Source organism: Micromonospora sp. WMMD987, from assembly GCF_029581435.1.
Classification (GTDB): Bacteria; Actinomycetota; Actinomycetes; order Mycobacteriales; family Micromonosporaceae; genus Micromonospora; species Micromonospora rifamycinica.
This window is the reverse complement of the sequence record NZ_CP120861.1, coordinates 5,551,051-5,569,974: the sequence shown is the minus strand read 5'-3', so window position 1 is coordinate 5,569,974 and position 18,924 is coordinate 5,551,051. Positions and strand designations below refer to the sequence as shown.

The 18,924-nt window shown below is 73.5% G+C and carries 20 protein-coding genes; 15 read left to right on the top strand and 5 right to left on the bottom strand.

Features of this window, described 5'->3' with window-relative positions:
• Positions 1-3: 3 nt before the first annotated feature.
• Positions 4-606, bottom strand: a complete 603-nt coding sequence (locus tag O7612_RS23455; protein WP_282267379.1) for a DUF4870 domain-containing protein — start codon at positions 604-606, stop codon at positions 4-6.
• A gap of 236 nt (positions 607-842) precedes the next feature.
• Between O7612_RS23455 and hrcA the strand changes: the two genes are divergently transcribed.
• The 11 genes from hrcA (at position 843) to O7612_RS23400 (ending at position 11,491) form a co-directional block, all read left to right on the top strand.
• Complete coding sequence (hrcA, locus tag O7612_RS23450) at positions 843-1,865, top strand: heat-inducible transcriptional repressor HrcA (protein ID WP_282267377.1); 1,023 nt, start codon at positions 843-845, stop codon at positions 1,863-1,865.
• A 73-nt stretch (positions 1,866-1,938) separates the two neighbouring features.
• Positions 1,939-3,084: a molecular chaperone DnaJ gene (gene dnaJ, locus O7612_RS23445; protein ID WP_282274015.1), complete on the top strand. Its 1,146-nt coding sequence runs from the start codon at positions 1,939-1,941 to the stop codon at positions 3,082-3,084.
• A 5-nt stretch (positions 3,085-3,089) separates the two neighbouring features.
• Positions 3,090-3,824, top strand: a complete 735-nt coding sequence (locus tag O7612_RS23440) for a 16S rRNA (uracil(1498)-N(3))-methyltransferase (protein WP_282267375.1) — start codon at positions 3,090-3,092, stop codon at positions 3,822-3,824.
• A gap of 63 nt (positions 3,825-3,887) precedes the next feature.
• Entirely contained in the window at positions 3,888-4,247 is a 360-nt protein-coding gene (locus tag O7612_RS23435; protein WP_282267373.1) for a histidine triad nucleotide-binding protein, read from the top strand.
• A gap of 148 nt (positions 4,248-4,395) precedes the next feature.
• Positions 4,396-5,844, top strand: coding sequence for a serine hydrolase domain-containing protein (locus tag O7612_RS23430; protein ID WP_282274014.1), 1,449 nt, complete (start codon positions 4,396-4,398; stop codon positions 5,842-5,844).
• Positions 5,845-6,006: 162 nt separating this feature from the next.
• A complete protein-coding gene (locus O7612_RS23425; protein WP_282267371.1) occupies positions 6,007-7,062 on the top strand; it encodes a PhoH family protein in 1,056 nt (351 codons plus the stop codon).
• A gap of 17 nt (positions 7,063-7,079) precedes the next feature.
• The gene (gene ybeY, locus O7612_RS23420) at positions 7,080-7,553 is read left to right on the top strand and encodes an rRNA maturation RNase YbeY (protein WP_282267369.1); all 474 of its coding nucleotides are present in this window, start codon (positions 7,080-7,082) and stop codon (positions 7,551-7,553) included.
• Positions 7,529-8,911, top strand: coding sequence for a hemolysin family protein (locus tag O7612_RS23415; protein WP_282274013.1), 1,383 nt, complete (start codon positions 7,529-7,531; stop codon positions 8,909-8,911). The genes ybeY and O7612_RS23415 overlap by 25 nt, the downstream gene beginning before the upstream one ends.
• On the top strand, positions 8,904-9,290 hold the full coding sequence (locus O7612_RS23410; protein ID WP_067307949.1) for a cytidine deaminase: 387 nt from the start codon (positions 8,904-8,906) through the stop codon (positions 9,288-9,290). The genes O7612_RS23415 and O7612_RS23410 overlap by 8 nt, the downstream gene beginning before the upstream one ends.
• Positions 9,287-10,183 carry a GTPase Era gene (era, locus tag O7612_RS23405; RefSeq protein ID WP_282267364.1) on the top strand — a complete coding sequence of 299 codons (897 nt, stop codon included), beginning with the start codon at positions 9,287-9,289 and terminating at the stop codon, positions 10,181-10,183. Before O7612_RS23410 ends, era begins: the two co-directional genes overlap by 4 nt.
• A 126-nt stretch (positions 10,184-10,309) precedes the next feature.
• The gene (locus O7612_RS23400; RefSeq protein ID WP_282267363.1) at positions 10,310-11,491 is read left to right on the top strand and encodes an acyltransferase; all 1,182 of its coding nucleotides are present in this window, start codon (positions 10,310-10,312) and stop codon (positions 11,489-11,491) included.
• A gap of 31 nt (positions 11,492-11,522) precedes the next feature.
• Here O7612_RS23400 and O7612_RS23395 read toward each other — a convergent pair whose 3' ends face one another.
• Positions 11,523-12,299 (bottom strand): DUF4097 family beta strand repeat-containing protein, encoded by a 777-nt coding sequence (locus tag O7612_RS23395; protein WP_282267362.1) that lies wholly within the window; start codon positions 12,297-12,299, stop codon positions 11,523-11,525.
• Between the two features lie 102 nt (positions 12,300-12,401).
• On the opposite strand from O7612_RS23395, the gene recO reads away from it, so the two are divergent.
• The 3 genes from recO to O7612_RS23380 all read left to right on the top strand — a co-directional run bounded on the left by recO (position 12,402) and on the right by O7612_RS23380 (position 14,336).
• Complete coding sequence (recO, locus tag O7612_RS23390; protein WP_282267360.1) at positions 12,402-13,259, top strand: DNA repair protein RecO; 858 nt, start codon at positions 12,402-12,404, stop codon at positions 13,257-13,259.
• A 32-nt stretch (positions 13,260-13,291) separates the two neighbouring features.
• Entirely contained in the window at positions 13,292-14,068 is a 777-nt protein-coding gene (locus tag O7612_RS23385) for an isoprenyl transferase (RefSeq protein WP_282274012.1), read from the top strand.
• Positions 14,069-14,147: 79 nt separating this feature from the next.
• Positions 14,148-14,336: a hypothetical protein gene (locus O7612_RS23380; RefSeq protein ID WP_282267358.1), complete on the top strand. Its 189-nt coding sequence runs from the start codon at positions 14,148-14,150 to the stop codon at positions 14,334-14,336.
• Between the two features lie 172 nt (positions 14,337-14,508).
• Here the strand turns inward: O7612_RS23380 and gndA are convergent, their stop codons facing one another.
• Entirely contained in the window at positions 14,509-15,954 is a 1,446-nt protein-coding gene (gene gndA, locus O7612_RS23375; protein ID WP_282267356.1) for an NADP-dependent phosphogluconate dehydrogenase, read from the bottom strand.
• 374 nt (positions 15,955-16,328) lie between these two features.
• On the opposite strand from gndA, the gene O7612_RS23370 reads away from it, so the two are divergent.
• On the top strand, positions 16,329-16,577 hold the full coding sequence (locus tag O7612_RS23370; RefSeq protein WP_282267355.1) for a hypothetical protein: 249 nt from the start codon (positions 16,329-16,331) through the stop codon (positions 16,575-16,577).
• A gap of 103 nt (positions 16,578-16,680) precedes the next feature.
• Here the strand turns inward: O7612_RS23370 and O7612_RS23365 are convergent, their stop codons facing one another.
• Positions 16,681-17,481 carry an energy-coupling factor transporter transmembrane component T gene (locus tag O7612_RS23365; protein WP_282267354.1) on the bottom strand — a complete coding sequence of 267 codons (801 nt, stop codon included), beginning with the start codon at positions 17,479-17,481 and terminating at the stop codon, positions 16,681-16,683.
• On the bottom strand, positions 17,478-18,905 hold the full coding sequence (locus O7612_RS23360; protein ID WP_282267353.1) for an ABC transporter ATP-binding protein: 1,428 nt from the start codon (positions 18,903-18,905) through the stop codon (positions 17,478-17,480). Before O7612_RS23360 ends, O7612_RS23365 begins: the two co-directional genes overlap by 4 nt.
• Positions 18,906-18,924: the final 19 nt, after the last annotated feature.

The window sequence follows — 18,924 nt, the reverse complement described above, 5'->3', positions numbered from 1 at the left end:
GGCTCACTTGATGAAGCTGGCGGACATCGGGTAGCGGTAGGCCTGACCCTCGTTCGCCTTCATGCCGGCGATGATCCCGAACAGGATCTGGATCACCACGACCGCGATGCTGGGCAGGAAGAGCAGGCACCAGCTCACGAAGAGCAGCACGAACGCGATGATCGACCAGAGGATCTGGAAGTTCAGCGCGGCCAGGGCCTGCGCCCGGACGGCCGGCGACTGCTGTCCGCGTACCAGGTAGGCGATCAGCGGGGCGACGAAGCCGAGCGGGCCGAAGCTGATCAGCGCGCCGGCGGCCCCGCCGAAGTGCGCGACCAGCGCCCAGGTCTTGTCCTCGCTGTTGGCGTAACCGCCGGTCGGTGCGCCGTACGCGCCGCCGGTCGGATATCCGCCACCCGCCGGGGGGTAGCCGGCCGGCGGACCGTAACCGCCCGACGGCGGCTGGTCACCGGGGGGTGGCGGATACCCCCCGGGTGGGGGATAGCCGCCCGACCCCGGGGCACCGGACAGTGGTGCGGTGGGTGGCTCGTATGGCGAGCCCTGGCCAGCGGTCGGGTCCGGCGGGAAGCCGTCCCCCGACCCGGGCGGGCGAGGTGGTTCAGTCATGCCGTCACGGTAGGGGCTGCCGGCAAGGGCGCACCAGAGCGACACTGGTGACGTTGGCCTCGACGTTCGGTCAGCGACCGCTCCGGCCGCCCGTCGGGGTCGACCGCACCGACGGTCCGTCGTTGATCATCACGGCGGCGGTACTGCCGACGTAGACTGGCACTCGCTACAGTCGAGTGCCAGAGCGGTTGCCGGGGCAGCGGCTGCCCCGGTCGACGTGCACCAGGAGGTGGGAGATGGGTCTCGACGACCGCAAACTGGCCGTGTTGCGGGCGATCGTCGAGGACTACGTCGCCACGCAGGAGCCCGTCGGCAGCAAGACGCTGGTCGAGCGGCACCAGCTCGGGGTCTCCCCGGCGACCGTCCGCAACGACATGGCGGTGCTGGAGGAGGAGGGCTACATCCGGCAGCCGCACACCAGCGCCGGTCGGGTGCCCACCGACCGCGGCTACCGCCTCTTCGTCGACCGGCTCTCCCGGGTCAAGCCGCTCAGCCCGGCCGAGCGCCGGGCCATCGAGCGCTTCCTGGTCGGCGCGGTCGACCTGGACGACGTGGTGCACCGCACGGTACGCCTGCTGGCGCAGCTCACCCGGCAGGTCGCCGTGGTGCAGTACCCGTCGCTGGCCCGCTCGTCGGTGCGCCACCTGGAACTGGTGCCGATCTCCACCACCCGGCTGATGCTGGTCATGATCGCCGACACCGGACGGGTCGAGCAGCGGCTGGTCGAGCTGGCCGCGCCGGTGCCGGCCGACGACGTTCTCGACCTGCGCCGGCTGGTCAACGAGAAACTGGTCGGGTGTCGGTTGTCCGACACTCCGCCGCTGGTGCAGGCACTGGTCGACGAGAGCGCGCCGCACCTGCGCGGCGCGATGACCACCCTGTCCACCGTGCTGCTGGAAACGCTGGTGGAGCGCACCGAGGAGCGGCTCGCGCTGGCCGGCACCGCCAACCTCACCCGGGGTGGCCTGCTCGACTTTCAGGGCTCGCTGCGACCCATCCTGGAGGCGCTCGAAGAGGAGGTCGTACTGCTCAAGCTGATCGGCGAGGCGGAACCGAGCACCACCCGGGTACTGATCGGCGACGAGAACGAGGTGGACAACCTCCGCGCCGCCTCGGTGGTCAGCACCGGATACGGCCCGGGCAGCACCATCGTCGGTGGGCTGGGCGTGCTCGGCCCGACCCGGATGGACTACCCCGGCACCATCGCCACGGTGCGTGCCGTGGCACGCTACGTGGGCGAGCTGCTGGCCCAGAACTGACCAGTCAGGGCCGACGGCCGGCTCCGGCCGCCGACCGGCGCAACGCGAGACGAACATGAGGACACGGAACGCAGTGGCCAGGGACTACTACGGCATTCTCGGCGTGAGCCGGGAAGCCTCCGACGACGAGATCAAGCGCGCCTACCGCAAGCTGGCGCGGCAGTTCCACCCGGACGTGAATCCGGACCCGGAGGCACAGGAGAAGTTCAAGGACATCAACGCCGCGTACGAGGTCCTCTCGGACGACCGGAAGCGGCAGATCGTCGACCTGGGCGGCGACCCGCTAGCCCCGGGCGGCGGGGGCGCGGGCGGCCCGGGTGGCCCCGGCGGGGCGGGACCGTTCGTCGGCTTCCAGGACATCATGGACGCCTTCTTTGGTGGCGCGGCCGGCGGCGCGCGTGGTCCGCGCCCGCGTACCCGGCCGGGCGCCGACGCGATCCTGCGGCTGGAACTGGACCTGCACGAGACCGCCTTCGGTGTCGAGGCCCCGATCACCGTCGACACCGCCGTGCTCTGCACCACCTGCTCCGGGGCGGGCACCGCGGCCGGCACCCACCTGGCGACCTGCGAGGCGTGCGGTGGCCGGGGCGAGGTGCAGTCGGTGCAGCGCACCTTCCTCGGGCAGGTGGTCTCGGCCCGACCGTGCACCGTCTGCCAGGGCTACGGCACCACCATCCCGCACCCCTGCCCCACCTGCGCGGGCGACGGCCGGGTGCGGACCCGCCGCTCGCTGACCGTCAAGATCCCGGCCGGGGTCGAGGACGGCATGCGGATCCGGCTGGCCCAGCAGGGCGAGGTCGGCCCGGGCGGCGGCACCGCCGGTGACCTCTACGTCGAGATCCACGAGCGCCCGCACGACGTCTACTCCCGCAAGGGCGACGACCTGCACTGCCGGGTCACCGTCCCGATGACCGCCGCCGCGCTGGGCACCCGGCTCACCATCAAGACGCTGGACAGCGAGGAGACCGTCGACGTCAAGGCCGGCACCCAGCCCGGCAGCACGCTGCGGTTGCGCGCCCGGGGCGTACCGCACCTGCGCGGCACCGGCCGGGGGGACCTCTACGTCCACCTCGACGTGCGTACCCCCACCAAGCTCGACGCCGACCAGGAGAAGATGCTGCGGGACTTCGCCAAGACCCGGGGCGAGGAGGTCGCCGAGCTGAGCAAGCAGGGCGGCTTCTTCTCCCGGATGCGCGACGCCTTCAACGGTCACGCCTGACCGTCGTGTCCGCGTCGCTGTTCCTGGTCGAGTCGCTGCCCACCGCCGACCGGTTCACCCTGGACGGCCCCGAAGGGCACCACGCCGCCACCGTGCAGCGGGTGCACGTCGGCGAGGAACTGCTGCTCGCCGACGGTCGGGGTGGCACCGTGGCTGCCGTGGTCACCGCCGTCGGCCGGGGCACCCTCGACCTTGCCGTCACCTCCCGGGGCCACGTCGACGCGGACGTCCCCCGGCTGGTCGTGGTGCAGGGCATCGCCAAGGGCGACCGGGGTGAACTGGCGGTGCAGGCGATGACCGAGGTGGGGGTGGACGAGATCGTGCCCTGGTCGGCCTCCCGCTCGGTGGTGCAGTGGCGCGGCGACCGGGGCGTACGGGCACGGGCGAAGTGGGTGGCCACGGCCCGGGAGGCGACCAAGCAGGCCCGCCGGGCGCGGCTGCCGGTGGTCGCCGGGGCACCGGACGAGTCGACCGCCGCGGTGGCCCGACGGATCGCCGGAGCGGCGGCGGCGTTCGTGCTGCACGAAGAGGCCGAGGAACGGCTCACCACGGTCGAGTTGCCGGCCACCGGCGAGATCGTCCTGGTGGTCGGCCCGGAAGGCGGAGTCGCCCCGACCGAGCTGACCACCTTCACCGGGGCCGGTGCCCGGCAGGTGCGCCTCGGCCCGACCGTGCTGCGCACCTCCACCGCCGGCGTAGCCGCCCTCAGCGTCCTGGCCACCCGCCTCTCCCGCTGGTGATCCCGTCAGGTGGGGTGGGGCCGCAGGGACGGGGGGAGTGAGGGTGGTCTCTAGACTGGGTGGATGGGAGACGACTGTCTGTTCTGCCGCATCGTCGCCGGAGAGATTCCGGCCACCGTCGTCCGGGAGACCGGCACCACCCTCGCCTTCCGCGACATCGGCCCGAAGGCGCCGGTGCACGTGTTGATCATCCCCAAGGAGCACTACGCCGACGTGGCGACGCTCGCCCAGGGTGACCCGGGGCTGGCCGGCGAGCTGCTGGCCACGGCCGCTGCGGTGGCCGAGGACGAGGGGCTGACCGGCGACGGCTTCCGACTGATGTTCAACACCGGCCGGTACGGCGGCCAGGAGGTCTTCCACGTGCACGCCCACCTGCTCGGCGGTGCCCCGCTCGGCCCGATGTTGGCCCGGGACCTGACGTGACGCCCACCACGCCGGGGCACCTGCCGCCCACCACGCCGGGGCAGGCGACGGTCGAGGGTCGGGGCAGGTGACGGCCGGCGGTCCGGGCTCCGGGGTGACCGCCGGGACGGAGGTCGACGGGCCGGGTGTGGACCGGCGGCTGGCGCGGATGGTGCAGCGGGTCCAGGCGCAGGCCCGGGTGCCCGCCCTGTCGGTGGCCCTGCACCGGGCCGACCGTCCGCTCTGGACCTACCAGGTCGGCGGCACCGGCACCGGCGTCGCCGCCACCAGCGCCGCCACCAGCGCCGCCACCGGCGTCGCCGCCACCGCCACCAGCGCCGCCACCGGCACCAGCGTCGCCACCGCCACCGCCACCGGCGCCGATGCCGCGCTCGGCCCGGCGACCCGGTTCCGGATCGGCTCGGTCACCAAGACCTTCACGTCGGTGCTGGTGATGCAGTGCCGGGACGCCGGCCTGCTCGACCTGGACGACCCGCTGAGCCGACACCTGGAGCTACCGGCGCACGGCGACCTGACGGTCCGCCGGCTGCTGTCGCACACCGCCGGGCTGCAACGCGAGCCGTACGGCGACGTCTGGGACACGTTGCGTGCGCCGCGGGTGGACGAGCTGGTCGCCGACCTGGCCCGGGTCGAGCGGGTGCTGCCCGTCGGCCGCCGCTACCACTATTCCAACCTGGGTATGGCGTTGCTCGGCCGGCTGGTCGGCGTGCTGCGCGGCGGGACCTGGGCCGAGGTGCTGGCCGACCGGGTGCTCACCCCGCTGGGGCTGGCCGACACCTCGGTCGACCCGGGGCCGTCGGCGGCGACCGGCTTCCTGGTGGACGCGTATTCCGACGAGGCGCATCCGGAGCCGCCGACCGACTTCGGGGCGGTCGGTCCGGCCGCCCAGCTGTGGAGCACCGCGCCGGACATGGCCCGGTGGGCGGCGTTCCTGGCCGACCCGGCGGCGCTCGACCCGACCGGGGCGGTGCTCGCCGCGACCACCCTGGACGAGATGCGTTGGCCGGCGACCACCGTCGACGAGACCGCCTGGTCGGCGGGCTTCGGGCTGGGACTGATCCTGGTGCCGTACCCGGAGCGGGTGGTGCACGTGGGACACGACGGGGCGATGCCCGGGTTCCTGGCCGGGGTCTACGGCCGGCGTGGCGGTGACGGTACGGCGGGCGCGATGGGCTGCGCGGTGCTCGCCTCTTCGGGTACCGCCACCGAGGCGTTGGAGTTGCCGCACCGGCTGCTGGCCGCCGCCGCCGAGCACGATCCGGCGGACATCGTCGCGTGGCGTCCCGGTCCGGGTGCGCCCGGACCGTTGCGCGGGTTGCTCGGTCGCTGGTGGGGCGAGGGCTTCGAGTACGTCTTCTCCTGGCACGACGGGGCGTTGCGGGCACGGGGGGCGGACGACCCGGCGGGGAGGCCGCCAGCGGTCTTCGCGCCGGTGCCGGGCTCCCCGGACGTGTTCCGGACCGTCTCCGGGCGGGAGGTCGGTGAGCTGCTGCGGCTCACCCGGGACGTCGACGGGACGGTGGTCGGGATGCACTGGGCGACCTACCGTTTCACCCGCCGTCAGGAGACCTTCGACCGGTACGACTTCCGGGTCTGACGGGCGGGCCGGGCCGGGAGGCCGGCAGGGGAGGCGGGGCGGGGAAATGGACACGGTGCCGCCGGTGCGGAGCGGATACGATGGGGGTATCGTCCGCACGCCGTGCCAGTAGGGCTCGGCGCGAGATGGAAGCAGGTGGCGCAGGGCCCCACGGCCCGATCTATGACCGGCACTCCACCTCCCGGCCCGCCCCGGGTGCAGACCAGGATCACGGTCCCTGACGCCAAGATCATGGTCAACCTGCTCGGCGCGGGCGACGAGATCCTCCGACTCGTCGAACGTTCGGTCACCAGTGACGTGCACGTCCGGGGCAACGAGATCACCATCACCGGTGCGCCCGCGGACAACGCGCTCGCGGAGCGGCTCTTCGGCGAGCTGCTCGAACTGATCGAGAAGGGCGAGACCCTGACCACTGACGCTGTCCGGCGTACCGTCGGCATGCTCGAACAGGGCGGCACCGAGCGGCCCGCCGAGGTGCTCACCCTCAACATCCTCTCCCGGCGCGGGCGCACCATCCGTCCCAAGACGCTGGGCCAGAAGACCTACGTCGACTCGATCGACGCCAACACGATCGTGTTCGGCATCGGCCCGGCCGGCACCGGCAAGACCTACCTGGCGATGGCGAAGGCCGTCCAGGCGCTCCAGGCCAAGCAGGTCAGCCGGATCATCCTGACCCGCCCGGCGGTCGAGGCGGGCGAGCGGCTGGGCTTCCTGCCGGGCACCCTGAACGAGAAGATCGACCCCTACCTGCGCCCGCTCTACGACGCGCTGCACGACATGCTCGACCCGGATTCCATCCCGAAGCTGATGGCCGCCGGCACCATCGAGGTGGCGCCGCTGGCGTACATGCGGGGTAGGACGTTGAATGACGCGTTCATCATCCTGGACGAGGCGCAGAACACCACGCCCGAGCAGATGAAGATGTTCCTCACCCGGCTCGGCTTCGGTTCCAAGATCGTGGTGACGGGTGACGTCACCCAGGTGGACCTTCCCGGTGGGACGGCCAGCGGGCTGCGGGTGGTCCGGGAGATCCTGGCAAATGTCGAGGACGTGCACTTCGCCCAGCTCTCCAGCTCGGACGTGGTGCGGCACCGGCTGGTCGGGGAGATCGTCGACGCGTACGCCCGCTGGGACGAGCGGGAGAACCAGCAGGCGCAGGGCGTGCACGCCGTGCCGGGGCGGACCGCCCAGGGCGGCCGGGCCGGCCGGCGCCGCTAACCGAGCAGAGGAAGACAGTGTCCATCGAGATCGCCAACGAGTCCGGTGCCGAGGTCGACACCGACGCGGTGCTCGCCGTGGCCCGGCACGCCCTCGACGAGATGGGGGTCAACCCGCTCGCCGAGCTGTCCGTGCTGCTGGTCGACATCGGTTACATGACCGAGCTGAACCATCGTTGGATGGGCGGCGACGGTCCCACCGACGTGCTCGCCTTCCCCATGGACGAGGGCAGTGTCGACCACGGCCCGGGGGAGAGCGCCACGGCCGGCGGTGAGCCGGCCCTGCTCGGCGACATCGTGCTCTGCCCGGAGGTGGCGGCCAAGCAGGCGGCCACCGCCGGGCATCCCGCCGCCGACGAGTTGCACCTGCTCACCGTGCACGGCGTGTTGCACCTGCTCGGCTACGACCATGCCGAGCCGGAGGAGGAGCGGGAGATGTTCGCCCTCCAGGCCAGGCTGCTGGCCAGCTGGCGGTCGACCCGGTCCCGGTGATGGACATAGTCGCGGCCGGCCCGACCGCCGGCCTTCCCGATCTTCAGCTGATCTTCTTCGCGGCCGGGCTGGTGGTGCTCGCCGGCCTGATCGCGATGACCGAGGCCGCGTTGGCCGCGGTCTCCCCGGCCCGTGCCGCCGAGCTGGCCCGGGACGGGGCGCGCGGGGCGCGTACCCTCCAGGCCGTCGCCGGTGACGTGGTCCGCCACCTCAATCTGCTGCTGCTGCTCCGGCTGCTCGCCGAGCTGACCGCCACCACCCTGGTCGCCCTGGTGGCGGTGGACAGCTTCGGTGCCGGCTGGCGGGCCGCGCTGGTGACCGCCGGGGCGATGACCGTGGTCAGCTTCGTGGTGGTCGGGGTGGCCCCGCGCACCCTGGGCCGGCAGCACGCGTACGCGGTGGGCCGGGCGGTGGCGCCGCTGGTCCGCTGGCTGGGTCGGGCGTTGAACCCGCTGGCCTCGCTGCTGATCCTGATCGGCAACGCGGTCACCCCGGGGCGTGGTTTCCGGGAGGGGCCGTTCGCCACCCAGGTGGAGCTGCGCGAGCTGGTCGACCTCGCCGAGCAGCGGGGCGTCGTGGAGCACGGCGAGCGGCAGATGATCCACTCGGTCTTCGCGCTCGGGGACACCATCGCCCGCGAGGTGATGGTGCCGCGTACCGAGATGGTGTGGATCGAGGAGGGCAAGACGCTCTCCCAGGCGCTGGCGCTCTTCCTGCGTTCCGGCTTCTCCCGCATCCCGGTGATCGGCGAGAGCGTCGACGACGTGCTCGGCGTGCTCTACCTCAAGGATCTCATCCGGCGTACCCGCGGTGGCGACCTGCGGGCCCACCAGACCCCGGTGGCCGAGCTGATGCGACCGGCCACCTTCGTGCCGGAGTCCAAGCCGGTCGACGACCTGCTGTCGGAGATGCAGGCCGCCCGTAACCACCTGGTCATCGTCGTCGACGAGTACGGCGGCACCGGCGGGCTGGTCACCATCGAGGACATCCTGGAGGAGATCGTCGGCGAGATCACCGACGAGTACGATGTCGAGCGCCCGCCGGTGGAGCACCTGGCCGACGGCGCGGTCCGGGTCACCGCCCGGCTGCCGGTGGAGAACCTGGGCGAGTTGTTCGACACCGAGCTGCCCACCGACGAGGTGGAGACGGTCGGCGGACTGCTGGCCCAGGCCCTGGGCCGGGTGCCGATCCCGGGTGCCGACGCCGAGGTGGCCGGCCTGAAGCTGGTCGCCGAGGGCACCACCGGCCGGCGTAACCGGATCGACAGCGTGCTGGTCAGCCGGGTGCCGTCGACCGGCGGCCCCGATTCCCGTGACAGTCAGAACAGCTCCGAGGAGAGGCAACCCGCCGATGCCTGAGACACCCGCCGTGCCGGCCGCCCGGCCCACCCCGTCCGACCCGGCCGAGTTGAGCGCCGAGGACGGCAAGCTGGTCGTGCTGGCCCGTGGCGCCCGGGCCCGGGTGGCCGCCGTGGAGGGCGCGGCGGTCCGCGACCAGGACGGCCGGACGTACGCCGCGGCGAGCGTCGCGCTGCCCTCGTTGACCGTCACGGCGCTCCAGCTCGCGGTGGCGTCGGCGGCGGCGGCGGGGGCGACCCGGCTGGAGGCGGCGGTGGTGGTGACCGAGGCGTCGACCCTGGACGGGGCGGGTCACGCCGCGGTCCGGGACCTGGCCGCCGACGCGCCGATCCACGTGGCGGCGCCGGACGGGACCGTCCTCGGCACGGTGGTCGAGTGACCGGCGGGGAGCAGCGGCCGTACCGGGCGGGTTTCGGGTGTTTCGTCGGGCGGCCGAACGCCGGCAAGTCGACGCTGACCAACGCGATCGTGGGCACCAAGATCGCGATCACCTCGAACAAGCCGCAGACCACCCGGCACGTCATCCGGGCCGTGCTGCACCGCCCGGATTCGCAGCTGGTGCTGGTGGACACCCCGGGTCTGCACCGGCCGCGTACCCTGCTCGGCGAGCGGCTCAACGACCTGGTGCGCACCACCTGGACGGAGGTCGACGTGATCGGCCTCTGCATTCCGGCGGACGAGCCGGTGGGCCGGGGTGACCGGTTCATCAGCGGTGAGCTGAGCGAGCTGAAGGCCACCGTCCTCGCCGTGGTCACCAAGACCGACCTGGTCGACAAGCGGCGGCTGGCCGAGCAGTTGCTCGCGGTCAGTGAGCTGGGTGACTTCGCCGCCGTGGTGCCGGTCAGCGCGGTCTCCGGGCACCAGGTGGACACCCTGGTCGACGTGATGACCGGCCACCTGCCGCCGTCGCCGCAGCTCTACCCGGACGACATGCTCACCGACGAGCCGGAGCAGGTGCTGGTGGCCGAGCTGATCCGGGAGGCGGCCCTGGAGGGGGTCCGCGACGAGCTGCCGCACTCGATCGCCGTGGTGGTGGAGGAGATGATCCCCGAGGGCCGGCTCACGAAGATCTACGCCGACGTCTACGTGGAGCGGCCCAGCCAGAAGGCGATCGTGCTCGGCCACCGGGCCAGCCGGCTCAAGGAGGTCGGCACCACCGCCCGTAGGCAGATCGAGGAACTGCTCGGCACCCGGGTCTATCTGGACCTGCACGTCCGGGTGGCCAAGGAGTGGCAGCGCGACCCGAAGCAGTTGCGCAAGCTCGGCTTCTGACCGGCGCGGTGAGTCCGGGGGCGACTATGGGAAGTTTCACGCCGGAGCTCCGTTAGCAGCGGTTTCACAGGCTGGGGTCGCAGGGTAGGGGACACCGATTCCCTCCCTCGACATAGATGCAGCCTGATGCGTAACCGATATCTGGACCTGCTCCGCTTTCTGGCCATCGTCCGGGTCGTGGTCTACCACGTGACCGGACTGGCCACGCTGACGCTCGTCTTCCCGGCCATGTCGATCATGTTCGCGCTGGCCGGGTCGCTGATGGCGGCGTCGCTCGACCGCTCCGGCGGGTCCGCGCTACGGCGTCGGCTGCGCCGCCTGCTGCCCTCGCTCTGGGTGGTGGCGGTGGTCTTCGTACCGGCCATGCTGCTCACCGGCCTGGTGTTCACCCCCCGGGTGCTGCTCTGGCTGTTCCCGGTCACCGACCCACCGGCCAACTACTGGGGTGGGCTGGCGCTCAGCCCGATCTGGTACCTGCGGGACTACCTGTGGTTCGTGCTCGCCTCCCCGCTGGCACTGTGGCTCTTCCGCCGCGCGCCGCTGCCCACCCTGGCCGCCCCCTACCTGCTGCTGGTCGCGATCGAGGCGGGCATCCTGCCGACCACCTCGGCGGTGCCGCGCGACTTCGGCCTCTACTTCGGTGCCTGGCTGCTCGGCTTCGCCCACCACGACGGCATGCTGCGCCGGCTGGCCGGCCGGGTGCTGGTGCCGGTGGCGGTGCTGCTGGCCGGAGCCGGCGGGGCGTGGATCCTCAGCCACCCCGGACCGCGCGGCTACGACCTCAACGACATCCCGTTGGGCAACGCCCTGTGGTCGGCGGCGTTCATCCTGGTGGTCATCGGTCGCGCCCCGGCCGCCGCCGCCTGGGTGGACCGAAACCGGATCTTCGGCCGGCTGGTGACGATCACGAACCGGCGGGCGCTGACCGTCTACCTGTGGCACATGCCCTTCGTGGTGGCGCTCACCCCGCTGGTGGGTCTGGTCGGCTGGTCCCCCCGCGACCCGTGGGGGCTGGCGATCCGGGTGGTGCTCGTCTTCCTGCTGGTCGGCGTGGTGACCCTGCTGGTCGGCTGGGTGGAGGACGTGGCCGCCGGTCGCCGCCCCGAGTTGCTCCCCGGCGGTCACCCCGACCCGGCCCCCGACCGCCGCGGGCCGGTCGCCGGCGGTCGTCCCGAGCCGGCCCCCGGCCCCCTCCCGTCCCGACCGGGCACGGTGTCGCCCGGCACCGGTGCCGGCGCCGGCCGGGCCGCCGCCGTGCCCGGTCCCCGGGTGCCCGAACCGGGGACCGCCGAAGCCCAGGCCCGGTGAGGCGCAGGCCCGGTGAGGCGCACCGGCCGGCTCAGCGCTGCACGACGGTCACGTTCCCGCTGCCGGTCGCCAGGTCCAGCAGCAGTGCTGCGCCCGGGTCGTTGGTGACCCCGATCTCGGTGTCCCCCGAGCCGGCGTCCGACTTCACCCGGTACCGACCGGCCGGCACCGTCAGCTCGATGTCCCCGCTGCCCGCGTGCGCCCGCGTCGAGGCCGGCTGGTCCAGGGTGAGGGTGATGTTGCCGGAGCTGGTCTCGGCGGAGACCTCGCCGCCCAGCCGCGTCCCGGTGACGTCGCCGGACGCCGCCCGCAGGTCGACCGGGCCGGTGACGTTGACCACCTCGATGTTGCCCGATCCGGTCTCCACCCGCACCGGGCCGGCGACGTCGACGATCCGGATGTCGCCCGAGCCGAGGGTGAAGTCGACCGACCCGGTCCTGCTGAGTTCCACCTCACCGGAGCCCGCCTCGCCCTGCACCCGTACCCCCGGTGGGGCGGTCACGTCGTACGACACCGAGCAGCGGGGACCGCACTCGGTGTCCAGCACCAACTCGTCACCGGTGATCTCGTACCTGGCGTCGGGCTGCTCTCCCTGGTAGCGCAGCACCCGCTTGACGCGTACCCCGGTGGCCGGGCCGGTGGCGCGGACCACCACGTCCCCGGAACCGGGCCGCACGGTGATCCGGGCGATCTTCGCCGCCTCGGTGGTGTCGAAGTCCAGCCGCCGGAACGCCAGCGTGTCGCACCCGGTGGCGAGGATGAGGGCGGCGGTCGCACCCAGGGCGACCATGCTGCGGGGAAGAGCCATGCCCAGCAACCTACGACCGTCGCCACCTGCCGCACATCCGGGGCGGAGCGCCGTGCCACCCCGAGCCGACCCTGATTTCCCACCCCGAGGGAGAATGACCCGATGGCCGGGTACCGCCGACAGCTCTACCGCGACGACGCGGTGGTGCTGCGTGTGCAGAAGCTGGGCGAGTCCGACCGGATCATCACCCTGCTGACCCGCCGGCACGGCCGGTTGCGCGCGGTGGCCCGGGGGGTACGCCGCACCACCAGCAAGTTCGGTGCCCGGCTGGAACCGTTCGGCCACGTCGACCTCCAGCTCGCCGGTGACCCGAAGGGCAACACCGGCAGCTCGCTGCACAGCGTCAGCCAGGTCGAGGGCATCGACCTGTACGGCAAGCGCTTCCTCGGGGACTACCCCCGGTACACGGCGGCCAGCGCGATCGCGGAGACCGCCGAACGCCTCACCCCGGTCGAGCGGGAGCCGTCGCTGCGGCTGTTCCAGCTCACCCTCGGCGCGCTCAAGGCGCTGTCCCGGGGCGAGCACGCCACCACGCTGGTGCTCGACGCGTACCTGCTGCGGGGGATGACCCTGGCCGGGTGGGCGCCCGCGCTGACCGCCTGTGCGGTCTGCGGCACCCCGGGGCGGCACCGGGCGTTCTCCGTGCCGGCCGGGGGCGCGGTCTGCCCGGACTGCCGGCCACCCGGCGCGGCCCACCCCGCGCCGGCCACCATCGACCTGATGTCCGCCCTCACCAGCGGCGACTGGCAGGTCGCCGACGCCACCGAGACCGGGGTACGCCGGGAGTGCAGCGGCCTGGTCGCGGCGCACCTGCAGTGGCACCTGGAACGCGCGCTACGCTCGCTGCCGCTGGTCGACCGGGGCGGCCCCACGGGGAGCGGTCCGGTGCGCCCGCCCCGGGCCGGTGTGGAGGGTGGGGGCGTCGGTGTGCAGGGTGGGGACAAGGAGATGACCGAGTGATCCGATCGTTGAGGTCCGGCCGACGCGAGCCCGTGCCGCCGACCCCGCACCCGTCGGGGGCGCGTCCGCCGGCGCTGCCCGCCGAGGCGCTGCCGAAGCACGTCGCGGTGGTGATGGACGGCAACGGCCGCTGGGCCAAGGAGCGCGGGCTGCCCCGCACCAAGGGCCACGAGCAGGGCGAGTTCAGCCTCTTCGACACCGTCGAGGGGGCGATCGAGCTGGGGATTCCCTACCTGTCGGCGTACGCCTTCTCCACCGAGAACTGGCGGCGTTCGCCGGACGAGGTCCGGTTCCTGATGGGCTTCAACCGGGACGTCATCCGTCGCCGCCGCGACCAGCTCGTCGAGCTGGGCGTACGGGTGGTCTGGTCGGGGCGGGCGGGCCGGCTGTGGAAGAGCGTCATCGCCGAGTTGCAGACCGCCGAGGAGATGTCCCGGGGCAACTCGACGCTGACCCTCCAGTTCTGCGTCAACTACGGCGGCCAGGCCGAGATCGCCGACGCCGCCGCCGCGATCGCCCGGGAGGTGGCCGCCGGCCGGCTCGACCCGGACAGGGTCACCGAGAAGACCGTGGCGAAGTACCTCTACCACCCGGAGGTCCCCGAGGTGGACCTCTTCCTGCGCCCCTCCGGCGAGGAACGGATCTCCAACTTCATGCTCTGGCAGTCGGCGTACGCGGAGCTGGTGTTCCTGGACACCCTCTGGCCGGACTTCGACCGCCGCCACCTCTGGTACGCCTGCGAGCTGTACGCCCAGCGGGACCGTCGCTTCGGTGGCGCGCTGCCGAACCCGGTCGCCCCACCACGCTGACCGTCGCTCCGGTCACGATTGGTGATCTCGCCCCTGGGGTACCACCGGGACGGGCAGCCAATCGCGGAGGTGAGCACACATGATTCAGAAGCGGATCGCGCAGTGGGCGGTCATGGCGGTCGCCGTGCCGCTGGCCGCGGCCGGTGCCCGTCGGCTGAGCCACAGCCTGGAGTCCCGGCGCGGACCGAGCGGGGTGAGCCGGATGCTGACCCGGGGCGCCGACGTGCTGCGCCCCCAGAAGGCCGCCCGGCGTCGCCGGTTCTGGTGACCGCCGGGCACCGGCTTTCCCGGTGACCAGCGGTCACCACTGACCCCACGGCGAACGCCCCGCCACCCGGTTGTCACCGGGACGGCGGGGCGTTCGCGTAGCACTGGTGCGGGTCCGGTGAGCGCGGTGCCCCACCGGGGGACACCGCGGCACGCCGGGAAGGTGTGGTGGGTCAGCCGGCCACTTCGGAGCGGTCGGTGGTCGCCCACAGCGTGTGGAACGCGCCCTCCCGGTCGACCCGGTGGTAGGTGTGCGCGCCGAAGTTGTCCCGCAGGCCCTGGATCAGGGCCGCCGGCAGCCGCTCCGCGCGCAGCGCGTCGAAGTAGGCCAGCGACGAGGAGAAGGCCGGGGTGGGCACGCCGGCCCGTGCCGAGTCGGCCACCACCCGACGCCAGCTTGGCACCCCGTCGCTCACCGCGTCGGCGAAGTACGGCGCGACCAGCAGCGTCGGCAGCTCCGGCTGCGAGTCGTACGCCTCCCGGATGCGGTCCAGGAAGCGCGCCCGGATGATACAGCCACCCCGCCAGATGGTGGCGGTGCCGCCCAGGTCGATGTCCCAGTGGTACTCGCGGCTGCCGGCCCGGATCTGGTCGAAGCCCTGCGCGTACGCGACGATCTTGCTGGCCAGCAGTGCCCGGCGGACGTCCTCGACGAACGCGTCCCGGTCCTCGACCTGCCACTTCTCACCCGCGTCGCCGAAGGTGCGGCGGGCCGCCTCGCGCTGGCCGGCGTGCCCGGACAGCGACCGGGCGAAGGTCGCCTCGGCGATGCCGGTGATCGGGATGCCCAGGTCGAGGGCGATCTGCACCGTCCAACGGCCGGTGCCCTTCTGCTCGGCCTGGTCGAGCACCACGTCGACGAACGCCTTGCCGGTGGCGGCGTCGGTGTGCGCCAGCACGTCGGCGGTGATCTCGATGAGGAAAGACTCCAGCTCGCCGGTGTTCCACTCCCGGAAGATCTCCGCGATCTCCGCCGGGGTCGCGCCCAGCCCGGCCCGCAGCAGGTCGTACGCCTCGGCGATGAGCTGCATGTCGGCGTACTCGATGCCGTTGTGGACCATCTTGACGAAGTGGCCGGCGCCGTCGGGGCCGACGTGTTGGCAGCACGGGACGCCGTCCACCTGCGCGGCGATCTTCTCGAACATCGGCCCGAGCTTCTGGTAGGACTCCGCCGAACCGCCCGGCATGATGCTCGGGCCGAGCAGCGCGCCCTCCTCGCCACCGGACACGCCGGTGCCGACGAAGTGCAGCCCGTGCTCGCGCAGCGTCTCCTCCCGACGGCGGGTGTCGGCGAAGTGCGCGTTACCGGCGTCGACGACGATGTCACCCTCCTCCAGCAGCGGCACCAGCTCGTCGATGACCGCGTCGGTGGGGGCACCCGCCTTGACCATGACGATCACCGCGCGGGGCCGCTCCAGCGAGCCGACGAAGTCCGCCAGGGACTCCGACGGCACGAAGGTGCCCTCGTCGCCGTGTTCGGCCACCAGGCTGCGGGTGCGCTCCGGGGAGCGGTTGTGCACCGCCACGGTGAACCCGTTCCGGGCCAGGTTCCGGGCCAGGTTGCGACCCATCACCGCCAGCCCGGTCACGCCGATCTGCGCCGTCGCCTGTTGCGTCATCCGTACCCGCCACCTCTCACGTCACCTGTGTGTTGCGACGGTATCGTGCGCGCCCGGAGGCCGGCAGCCGCCGTCCACCCAGTGTCACAGGGTGGTCGCGTCCGTGCCGCCGGCACGGCGGACGGCGTCGGGCGGAAAAAGGGGTGCGCCGACCGCGGGGGTCGGTTAGCGTGACGGCATGCGCATCTGACGCCCTTTCTGAGAGCCGACCCGCCGCCGTGGCCGCGGGTCCGCGTGCTCGGGCGTCCGCATCTTCCACCCTCCCGTCGCAGGGATGTCCGGTGGGCGGTCGTCCGGGGCCGATCCCCGTCCGTCGACCGCCGCCCGCCGTTCGCGTGCCGGCGCGGTCCTCCGCACGTTCAAGGAGGCAGCGTATGCCCACCAAGCGCAGTCCGAAGAAGTCCCGCCGTCCCGGAACCGCCCCGCTGGAGGTGGATCCGGCGGTGCTCGCGGCGCTCACCGTGACACCCGCGGGTCCGGTCCCGCCGGCCGTCGTGCCGGCGTCGACCGGCACCCGGTCGACCCCGCCGCCGCCGTCCCGGGACCGGTCGGCCCGGTCGGTCCGGGCCGGCTCCACCACCGTCCAGGGCCAGAACCGCCGGTACGCCTTCCGGCGGAGCTGACCGGGCCACCAGCCGGGTGAGCGGTGCCCGCCCGGCGCACCAGCGGTATCCGGTCCGCCGCGATACCGCTGGTGCGCCGGGACGCCCGTCGTCGGCCCGGCGGTCAGCCGATCAGGGGGCGGAAGGTGCCGAGCGTCACGCTGACCGCGAGCGCCCCGCCGGCCAGCACGGCGGCCCCCACGATCAGCAGCCAGTCGGCCGGACGGAACACCTGCCGGCGGGCCACCGTACGGGGGACGCCGGCGTCGAATCCCCGGGCGTCCATCGCCACCGCCAGCCGGGTACCGCGCCGGATCGCCCCCACCAGCAGGGCGAACGCGGTGGAGACGAAGAGCCGCAGCCGGGCCAGCGGGTTGCGGCCGGCGTCCACCCCCCGGGCGCGACGCGCCATGGTCAACATCTGCCACTCCTGCCCGAGCAGCGGCACCAGCCGGAACGCGGCCAGCGCGCCGATCGCGAACCGGGCCGGCGCCCGCGCGTTCTGGACCAGCGCGTCGGCCAGGTCGGTCGGATCGGTGGTGGCGAAGACGATCACGCCGGGCAGGGCGACCGCGAACATCCGCAGCACCAGGCCGAGCGCGGTGACCAGCACCCCCGAGGTGACCAGCAGCGGCCCGGCCGCCCACAGCACCGGGCCGGACCGGTCGGCGGCGAACAGGACCAGCGTGACCAGGACGCCGACCGCCCCGGCCAGCAGCGGCAGGGCGCGGCGGGCCAGCACCCGGTAACGGATGCCGAACAGCGGCAGCAGCGCCAACTCGACGGCGATCGCGACCGCCGGTGCCACCGGGTCGAGGCTGGCCACCAGGACGAACGAGAAGACGAGACCGGCGGCCAGCTTCGCCACCGGGTTGCGCCGGGCCAGCGGCGCACCGGGCGTCGCGACGGGTCCGAGGCCGATCACGAACCCTCCCGGGCGGGGCGCAAGGTGACCGTCCGGTCGGCGAGCACGGCCACGAAGTCCACGTCGTGGGTGACGCAGACGACGCCGTGCCCGCCGTCGCGCAGGTCGGCGAAGAGGTCGACCAGCTCGCCCCAGGTCCGACGGTCCTGGCCGAAGGTGGGTTCGTCGCAGATCAGCAGCCGGGGCGCGGTGGCCAGGGCGGTCGCCACGCTGAGCCGGCGGGCCTCCCCGCCGGAGAGGGTGTACGGGTTGGCCCCGGCGAGGTGGTTCAGCCGCAGCCGGTCCAGCAACCCGTCGACGGTGGCCCGGACGGTGGTCTCCGGGCGACCGGTCCGGCGCGGGCCGAGGGCCAGCTCGTCGCGGACGGTCCGGGTGACGAACTGGTGCTCCGGATCCTGGAACACCGAACCGATCCGACCGGCCAGGGACGCGGCCCGCCAGCGGTGCGGTGGCGTGCGGGTGTCCCCGCCGGCCAGCGCGGCCGTGGCGGTGGACCGGCCGGTGCCGGGGCGGAGCAGGCCACCGAGGAGCAGGGCGAGGGTGGACTTGCCGGCCCCGTTGGGGCCGCGGACGGCGAGCGCCTCACCGGCGCGTACCACCAGGTCGGTGGGGGCCAGCCGGGGCGGCAGGCCGAGCCGGTCGACGGTGAGCAGCTCCGCGCCCGGCGGCCCGGCGGCCCGCCGGGGCACGGTGGGGTGGCCGGGTACCCAGACACCTTCGGCGGCGAGCGCGGCACCGTGGGCGGCGAAGACCGCCTCCGGTGGCCCGTCGGCCCGGACCCCGCCGCCGGGTGCCAGCACCACCACCCGGTCGACCAGGGCGAGCGCGTCGGCGACCCGGTGCTCGACCAGGACCAGCGTGGTGTCGGCGTCCAGCGCGCCGGCCACCGCCCGGCGGACCAGCTCCGCGCCGGCCGGGTCGAGGTTGGCGGTGGGCTCGTCGAGCAGCAGCAGCCCGGGGCGCAGCGCCAGCACGCCGGCCAGGGCGAGCCGCTGCTGTTCGCCGCCGGACAGCGCCGCCGTGGGCCGGTCCCGGTGGTAGGGGAAGCCGACCCGGCGCAGTGCCTCGTCGACCCGGGGCCAGATCTCGTCGCCGGGCACCCCCCGGTTCTCCAGGCCGAACGCCACGTCGTCGCCGCTGCGGGCCATCACCAGCTGGGACTGCGGATCCTGGAACACGGTGCCGACCCGCTCGCGGGCCTTGGCCGGATCGAGGCCGTCGACCTCGACGACACCCTCCTGCTCGCCGGAGTCCGCCGGCAGCAGCCCGGCCAGCGCGGCCAGCAGGGTGCTCTTGCCGGCCCCGGACGGCCCCAGCAGCAGCACCCGCTCCCCGTGGTCGACGCGCAGGTCCACCCCGCGTACCGCCCAGGCCCGTCGCCCGGCGTGCCGCCAGCCGAAGCCGGTCAGCCTCACACTCGCCACGTCGCCGGCACCTCCATGG